The organism is Microbacterium sp. (assembly GCF_029263575.1).
In the GTDB taxonomy this organism is placed as follows: Bacteria; Actinomycetota; Actinomycetes; order Actinomycetales; family Microbacteriaceae; genus Microbacterium.
The window spans coordinates 1-6,946 of sequence record NZ_JAJUFV010000148.1; the positions used below are offsets into that span (position 1 = coordinate 1).

Below are 6,946 nucleotides of genomic sequence, written 5' to 3' on the forward strand. Positions count from 1 at the left end.
ATGGAACGCGGCACCGAGTACCGCGTGGACGGTGTCAACTTCGACGGGTACGACAGCGCGCGGGACGTGCTTCTCGATGCCAAGGACTGGCGCGGATACCCTCCCGCTGGTCAAGACTTCTGGCACGGCGGAACCCTGGACGAGATCATGCGACAGATCAACGCTGCCGACGGTACGGCGATCGAGTGGCATTTCTCTACACCGTCGGCGAAGGATGCCGTCGACGCGCTGCTGCGCCAGAACAACCTCGGTGACGCCATCACGACCGTGGTCACACCCTTCTAATAGGATGAGTGCACTATGAACGACATCAGGCCGTACTTCGGTGTGTTCTGGGGAGCCCGCGAGCAGAGCCTCGGCGAGTTCATCGATCAGTCCAGAGAGTTTCTCGTCACACTGCGCGAGATCGACCCGCTCTTCGACACGCTCTACTCACTCGGCGATCGAGCAGACACCGAGATGCCGGTCGGATCCGATCTCGCCAACCTCGCAAGCATCGCGTTGGAACGCGGTTGGGACAAGAAAGCGCCCAAGCACTGGTTCTCCAACCTTGACGAGGAGGGGCGACCGACCCGCGAGAGCACGGTCAAAGTCGGCTGGCGCCTGAGCCTCGCCAACGAGCGCGAGGCGGAGAAGACAAAAGACTTCATCGCCATCTCGCTCGCCAGCGGACAGTCGTCGAATCGGAGCAACAACAGCGTGCTCATCACGCTCAACGACCCCGACTCGCCGCTGCTCGACCCCGCTATGGCGGAGCGCCTGTTCCAGCTGCTGGTCGATTTCTGGAATCCCGAGCGGGGATGGGTCACCGAAGCAAGCTATCGGGATGCCGTCTGGGACGACGCGACCCGGGAGCAACTGGGCTGGCTGAACTACCGTGCCGACCCGAGCATCGCCAACCAGCTGCCAGCGTCCGTCTCGTCCGAGGCGCACGGAGCGGGGATCATCTTCCGCATCGGCGACGGACGCGCACTCACCGAGGACGCCCAGGCTGAGGTCGCCATCGGCAACGAGATTCAGGCGGCGCTGCACCCGGCGTGATCGCGCGCGGGGCGTACGTGCGTGTCCGCGCAGCATGGGTATCTCTCCCCTAGTCTCCGGGCCTTTTCGTTGATCACCAGCAGTTACGCTGTCAGTCGGGGGCGATCACGTAGCGTCCTCTGCGCCAGCGAGGAGACTTCATGAGCGATTCGTATCCCACCCCTCCCGGGCCGTCGTCGGCACCACCGCCGCCGCCCGCCGTATCGGCGGCGCGTGCCGCTGCAGCACCGGCGCCCGCAGCGCAAGCGCCCGCTCCGCAGCCAGCCCAGGCACCCACCCCGCAGGCCCCGGCAGCTGCTGCACCGACGGCCGCACCGGCCACCGCCGCGGCCCCGTCAACGGGCTCAGCGACCGGCTCGGCGACGAACTCACCGACCGAGACCAAGCCCACGCCCAGCGCGGCCGAGATGACACGGGCCGCCCAGATTCTGAACGTCATCACGAACGCCTACTCGGCGAAGATGGTCGGCCAGGAGCAGCTGCGCATGAGCCTGCTCGTCTCGCTGATCGCCGGCGGGCACAGTCTGCTGGAGAGCGTGCCGGGGCTCGCCAAGACCACGGCGGCATCCACGCTCGCCGACACCGTCAAGGCACAGTTCAAGCGCATCCAGTGCACGCCCGACCTGCTGCCCAGCGACATCACCGGCAACCAGATCTATGACGCCCAGACCGGATCCTTCCGTACCGTTCTCGGCCCGGTGCATGCCAACTTCGTGCTGCTCGACGAGATCAACCGCTCCAGCGCGAAGACGCAGTCGGCCATGCTCGAGGCGATGCAGGAGCACCAGACGACCATCGGCGGCGAGGTGCACCACCTGCCCGAGCCGTTCCTCGTGATCGCCACGCAGAACCCCATCGAGCAGGAGGGCACGTATGAGCTGCCCGAGGCGCAGATGGATCGCTTCCTGCTAAAAGAGATCGTCGAGTACCCGAGCCCGGCAGACGAGTTCGAGATCCTCGGACGCATCGACTCGGGCGTGCTCGACCCCGACCGTCATGTCTCCAGCGCCATCACACTGGCCGATGTCGAGCTGCTGCAAGACGTCGCCAGCCGCATCTACGTCGATGCCGCCATCCGCAACTACATCGTGTCGATCGCCTACGTCACCCGTAACCCGGGGCCGTACATCGGTGAGGAGCGGGCGCGTTACATCAAGTACGGCGCGAGCCCGCGTGCGAGCATCGCCTTCTTGCAGGCGTCCCGCGCCCTCGCGCTGCTCAACGGACGCGACCATGTGCTGCCCGAAGACATCCGCACTCTCCGCCATCTCGTGCTTCGCCACCGCGTGCTGCTGACGTTCGAGGCAGACGCCGACGGCATCCGCAGCGAAGAGATCATCGATCAGATCTTCGCCTCGGTGCCGACCCCGTAAGAATGGCCAGCCTGATCACTCAGGTGAAGAGCAAGCTCTTCATCCACTCTGCGCAGAAGTCGATGCACGCGCTCGACGGCGCTTACGCATCGCTGCTGCACGGGCGCAGTCTCGACTTCGAAGACCTGCGCGCATACGAGTACGGCGATCAAGTGCGCGACATCGACTGGCGGGCGACCGCGCGCATGAGTGAACCGCTGGTGAAAAGGCATCGCGCGAACCGCATGCACACGGTGCTCTTCGTCGTCGACACCGGACGCGCCATGACCGCGATCGCTCACGACGAGAAGCCCAAGAAAGACCTCGCGATTCTCGCTACGGGTGCCCTCGGCATGCTGGCGTTGCGCCACGGCGACGATTTCAGTCTCGTCTACGGCGATGCCCACCGCGTGCGTCGGCGGGCCCCCGGTCGCAGCGAAGGGTCGCTTGAACACGCACTGCGAACGATCAAGTCGGCCATCGAGGCGAGCTCGGCTCCCAGCGATCGCGATGGTCTGCTGTCGTACGTCGCGCGCACGATCGCGCGTCGCTGCATTGTCGTTATCGTCACAGATGAGGCGCCGGTCACGGCCGACACCGAGCGGATGCTGCGGCGCCTGCGCGTGCAGCACGACGTGCTGTGGCTGACGTTGCGCGACGCCGACCCCGTGCTCGATCACGCATCGGCGACCGTGCGCACAGATGTGAACACGCGCTGGGACATTCCTGATTTCGTGCATGGCGACGCCGAGGTGCTGAGCGAGCTCATCGCTCAGCAGCAGGCCGATGCCGCACGGCGCGCTGCGCTACTCGACCGGCTCGAGATCAGCCACGCGACACTCGAAACGCAGGCTGACGCGGTCTCGGCATTGCTGCGCATGCTGAACAGGAGGGCGCATGTCCGCTCCTGATGAGCTGTACCCGCCGCTGCAGTACGGCTGGGGATGGATGTTGCTGGCGTTCGCCGTCATCGCGCTGCTGATCGCTGCCGGATGGCTGCTGCTGTTTCTCACCAAACCGCGCCGCAGCATCACCGTCGCCGACGGGGAGCCGCACACCCCGCCGGTCGGAGACGTGCTCAGCATGCTGCGCATGGAATATAACGACCGGATCGGTCGGATCGAAGCGGACTACCTGTCTGGCGGTCTCTCGGCCCGGCAGGCCAACCTCGAACTCAGCCGTGTCGTGCGCACGTTCGTCAACGAGTACAGCGGACTTGAGGCACCGGTGCTCGTGCTCGACGATCTCGTGCGGATGGGGGTGCCTGCGGCGCTGATCGATGCGCTCCGCCGCCATTACTACCCGAGTGTCTTCCGCCGCGGACCGGCTGTCGACCCGGTCGCCGGTGCCGAGGCTGCGCGCAAGGTGGTGGCGTCGTGGCACTAGCCAACTGGTGGGTCATCCTCATCGCGGTCGGGGTGGTCGTCGCATCCGTCGGTGTCGGGCTCGCGATCGGCCTGAGGCGCAACGCGAAGCACCGTGCGGCGCCGGCGGCACAGATCGCACGTGCCGAACGTGTGCGGGCATTGCCGTCGTTTCAGCATGCGGTTCGCCGGCGCACCGTGGCGCTGGTCGGCGTACTCGTGCTGGGCGTTCTCGCGACCGTGATCGGTGGGGTCATCGCCGCGCGACCGATCTCGTCGCAGACGATTCAGCCCATGAACACGAGCCGCGACATCATGCTCTGCCTTGACGTGTCGGGGTCGATGAGCGAGGTCGACGTCGAGGTGCTCACCGTCTTCGAGGAGCTGCTCGACGGCTTCGAGGGCGAGCGCATCGGCCTGACGATCTTCAACAGTTCACCCGTGCAGGTTTTTCCGTTGACGGATGACTACGAGTTCATCCGCACACACCTCGCGAGTATTCGCGAGAGCTTCGACTACATGGAAGAGATCCCCGAGCACTGGGTCGGGACGCTCAACGGCTCGGGCGCCTCGTTGATCGGCGACGGGCTCGCAGCGTGCACCATGCGCTTTGACCACGCGGAGGATGAACGGTCTCGTTCGATCATTCTCGCCACCGATAACGAGGTCAACGGCCTCTCGATCGTCTCGTTGAGCGAGGCGGCCGACTATGCGGCATCCATCGGCGTACGCGTATTCGCACTCAACCCGGTGCAGGATGCGGATGCCGACGTCAGCGACGACCTCGTTGCCGCTGCGCAGTCGACTGGCGGCGAGGCATACGGGCTGCGCGACACGACCACGGTCGGGGACATCATCACCCAGGTTCAAGAAGAGGATGCCACGGCACTGCGCGGGCAGGCGCAGGTGGTGTGGACCGACACCCCGAACCTGTGGATCGCCGTGCTGCTGGCGCTCGGACTCGGATTCCTCGTGCTGCTGTGGCGGGTGAGACTGTGATCTTCCAGCCGGTTCTCCATATCTTCCTGCTTCTGCTGCTGTTCGCGCCGGTGGCATTCATCATCGTGCGGATGCTCGTGCGCCCCAGTCGCAGCGGCACCGGTCCGCTTCTCTGGTCGTTGCGCCTCGTCATGCTGCTGGCGTGCTTCGTCATGCTGCTGCGTCCCGGCATCCCCGGCGGCGCCACACAGACGCTCGCGACAGACACCGACATCGTGATCGCCGTCGACACCACGGCGAGCATCGTCGCGGAGGACTGGAACGGCGAAGCCCCACGCCTGGAGGGCGTGCGCGCCGATGTGCAAGAGATCGTCGACGCCTATCCGGGTGCGCGCTTCGCGCTCATCACCTTCGACGCCTCGGCCGAACTGCGGATGCCGCTGACCACCGATGCGACAGCGCTCATGTCGTCGCTGGAGATTCTGCAGCCCGAGGTGACGACGCGCTCGCAGGGCAGCTCGATCGGCATCGCCAGCGGGCTGCTCGATGAGACGCTGGCGAATGCCGCGGAATCCGCCCCGGATCGCGCACGCATGGTGTTCTATCTCGGCGACGGCGAGCAGACCGTGGCCAGTGATCCCGAATCGTTCGAGGGCAGTGCAGAGTATGTCGACGGCGGGGCCGTGCTCGGTTACGGCACAGCCGAGGGCGGGCCCATGCGGGTGACCTCCGGCGGCTTCGACGACGGCAGCGAGTACATCGAGTATCAGGGCGAGCAGGCCCTGTCGGTGATCGACGAGACGAACCTGCAGACCATCGCAGACGACCTCGGCGTCGCGCTCGAGGTGCGCTCAGCGGATGCCGAGATCACACTGCCCGAGGCGCCCACCACCACGACGAACTACGCCGAATCGGGTGAGGTCGGCAACGTGACCGAGCTGTACTGGATCCCCGCGCTCATCGTGGTCGCGCTGCTGGGCTTCGAGCTCGCGCGCGCGACGATGTTCATCGCGCAGCTGCGCGGCATGACGACGCGAGGAGGTGACGCATGACCGATAATCCGAATGCGGATGCCGCGGCCGCTCTCATCGCGTCGAATCGCCGGCGCCGAAGCATCCGTCGCTGGGTCATGATCGGCACCCTGCCGCTGACGCTGGCGGCCCTGCTGTTCGTCGGCAAGGTGCTGAGCATGTACGCGTTCGCGCACCAGGCGATCACGTCGTACGTCGCAGATGACTTCGCCGGCTCGACGACGGCGGCGCAGGGGCAGGAGTTCATCAACTGGTTTCAGCCGTTCGTGGCGCCGTACAACATCGGCACGGCGCTTGCGGGGTCGGAAGACCTCGACGGCGCACGCGCGAAGCTCGAAGAGGCGTTGCCGCTGGCTCACGGACTCGAGGTGTGTGCGGTGCGGGTCAACCTCGCCATCGTGATCGAGCGCCAGGGCGACGCCGCCGTCACGACGGGTGATGGCACCGCTGCGGCTGAGCTGTACGGCGAGGCGCTGCTCATCACCGCCGAGACTCCCGAAGAGTGCAGCAGCGAAGAAGCCGACCAGCAGTCTCCCGATCCCGATCGCAGCATGGGCGACACCCTCGACGATCTGGAAGACCGCCTGCAAGAGAAACAGCAGCAACCGCCGCCCGCCGAGGGCGAAGAAGAAGAAGAGCAGGAGCAGCCGTCACAGCCCGAGCAGGACAAGCTCGACGAGCTGCAGGAGAAGCTCGATCAGGGCGCAGAAGAGCGCGAGCAGAACCAGCAGGGCGATGACGACGGTCCCGGCGGCGGAACGGACAAGCCATGGTAGATCCGAAGCGCACGCGCTATATCGCCGATTCCGAGGGGGCGCCCCCGGTTCCGCCGCCCGGCGGTTATCACGGTGCTCGTCGCAGCACAGCGCCGGAGACTCGTCGCGCCGCCGCACAGATGCTCACGGCGACGACACCGGTCGACAAGCAGCCGGCGAACGCGATCGGCTGGATCTCACTGGCCGTGGCGATCCTGTTCGCGGTCGTGCTGCTGGGCACCATGCTCGGCGGGCTGACCGACGTGATCTATGGCGTCACGATGCTCACTCTGCAGCTCGTCGTCGTCGGCGTCGTGATCGCGGCGCTGTTCTCGAAGCGGGGTCGGATGCTGGGAGCATCCGCCCTGATCGTCACACTGCTGTTCAACACTGCGACGGTCGGTGCGATGAGCGCTGTGCAGACATCGGCATCCGGCAATTACGACGGTGCGAAGACGGAAGAG

Annotated in this window: 9 protein-coding genes and 1 pseudogene; 9 read left to right on the forward strand and 1 reads right to left on the reverse strand. The window is 66.0% G+C overall.

Going from position 1 to position 6,946, the window contains the following annotated elements:
- The coding region (locus Q1J95_RS12905; protein WP_300268194.1) for a Tox-REase-5 domain-containing protein at positions 1 to 285 on the forward strand (285 nt) is incomplete at its 5' end.
- 15 nt (positions 286 to 300) lie between these two features.
- Positions 301 to 1,041, forward strand: a complete 741-nt coding sequence (locus Q1J95_RS12910) for a hypothetical protein (RefSeq protein WP_300268195.1) — start codon at positions 301 to 303, stop codon at positions 1,039 to 1,041.
- A 91-nt stretch (positions 1,042 to 1,132) separates the two neighbouring features.
- On the opposite strand, the gene Q1J95_RS12915 is transcribed toward Q1J95_RS12910, so the two are convergent.
- Positions 1,133 to 1,480 (reverse strand): hypothetical protein, encoded by a 348-nt coding sequence (locus tag Q1J95_RS12915; RefSeq protein ID WP_300268197.1) that lies wholly within the window; start codon positions 1,478 to 1,480, stop codon positions 1,133 to 1,135.
- On the opposite strand from Q1J95_RS12915, the gene Q1J95_RS12920 reads away from it, so the two are divergent.
- The 7 genes and pseudogenes from Q1J95_RS12920 to Q1J95_RS12950 form a co-directional block, all read left to right on the forward strand.
- Positions 1,449 to 2,414, forward strand: coding sequence for a MoxR family ATPase (locus Q1J95_RS12920; protein ID WP_300268199.1), 966 nt, complete (start codon positions 1,449 to 1,451; stop codon positions 2,412 to 2,414). The two genes, Q1J95_RS12915 and Q1J95_RS12920, sit on opposite strands and share 32 nt — an antisense overlap.
- Before the next feature lie 2 nt (positions 2,415 to 2,416).
- Positions 2,417 to 3,304 carry a DUF58 domain-containing protein gene (locus Q1J95_RS12925; RefSeq protein ID WP_300268200.1) on the forward strand — a complete coding sequence of 296 codons (888 nt, stop codon included), beginning with the start codon at positions 2,417 to 2,419 and terminating at the stop codon, positions 3,302 to 3,304.
- Entirely contained in the window at positions 3,291 to 3,779 is a 489-nt protein-coding gene (locus tag Q1J95_RS12930; protein ID WP_300268202.1) for a hypothetical protein, read from the forward strand. Before Q1J95_RS12925 ends, Q1J95_RS12930 begins: the two co-directional genes overlap by 14 nt.
- The gene (locus tag Q1J95_RS12935; RefSeq protein ID WP_300268203.1) at positions 3,770 to 4,756 is read left to right on the forward strand and encodes a VWA domain-containing protein; all 987 of its coding nucleotides are present in this window, start codon (positions 3,770 to 3,772) and stop codon (positions 4,754 to 4,756) included. Before Q1J95_RS12930 ends, Q1J95_RS12935 begins: the two co-directional genes overlap by 10 nt.
- On the forward strand, positions 4,738 to 5,748 hold the full coding sequence (locus tag Q1J95_RS12940; RefSeq protein ID WP_300268205.1) for a VWA domain-containing protein: 1,011 nt from the start codon (positions 4,738 to 4,740) through the stop codon (positions 5,746 to 5,748). Before Q1J95_RS12935 ends, Q1J95_RS12940 begins: the two co-directional genes overlap by 19 nt.
- Positions 5,745 to 6,503, forward strand: a complete 759-nt coding sequence (locus Q1J95_RS12945) for a hypothetical protein (protein ID WP_300268206.1) — start codon at positions 5,745 to 5,747, stop codon at positions 6,501 to 6,503. The genes Q1J95_RS12940 and Q1J95_RS12945 overlap by 4 nt, the downstream gene beginning before the upstream one ends.
- Positions 6,497 to 6,946: pseudogene (locus Q1J95_RS12950) on the forward strand (hypothetical protein); the annotation flags it as partial. The gene Q1J95_RS12945 and the pseudogene Q1J95_RS12950, both read left to right, overlap by 7 nt.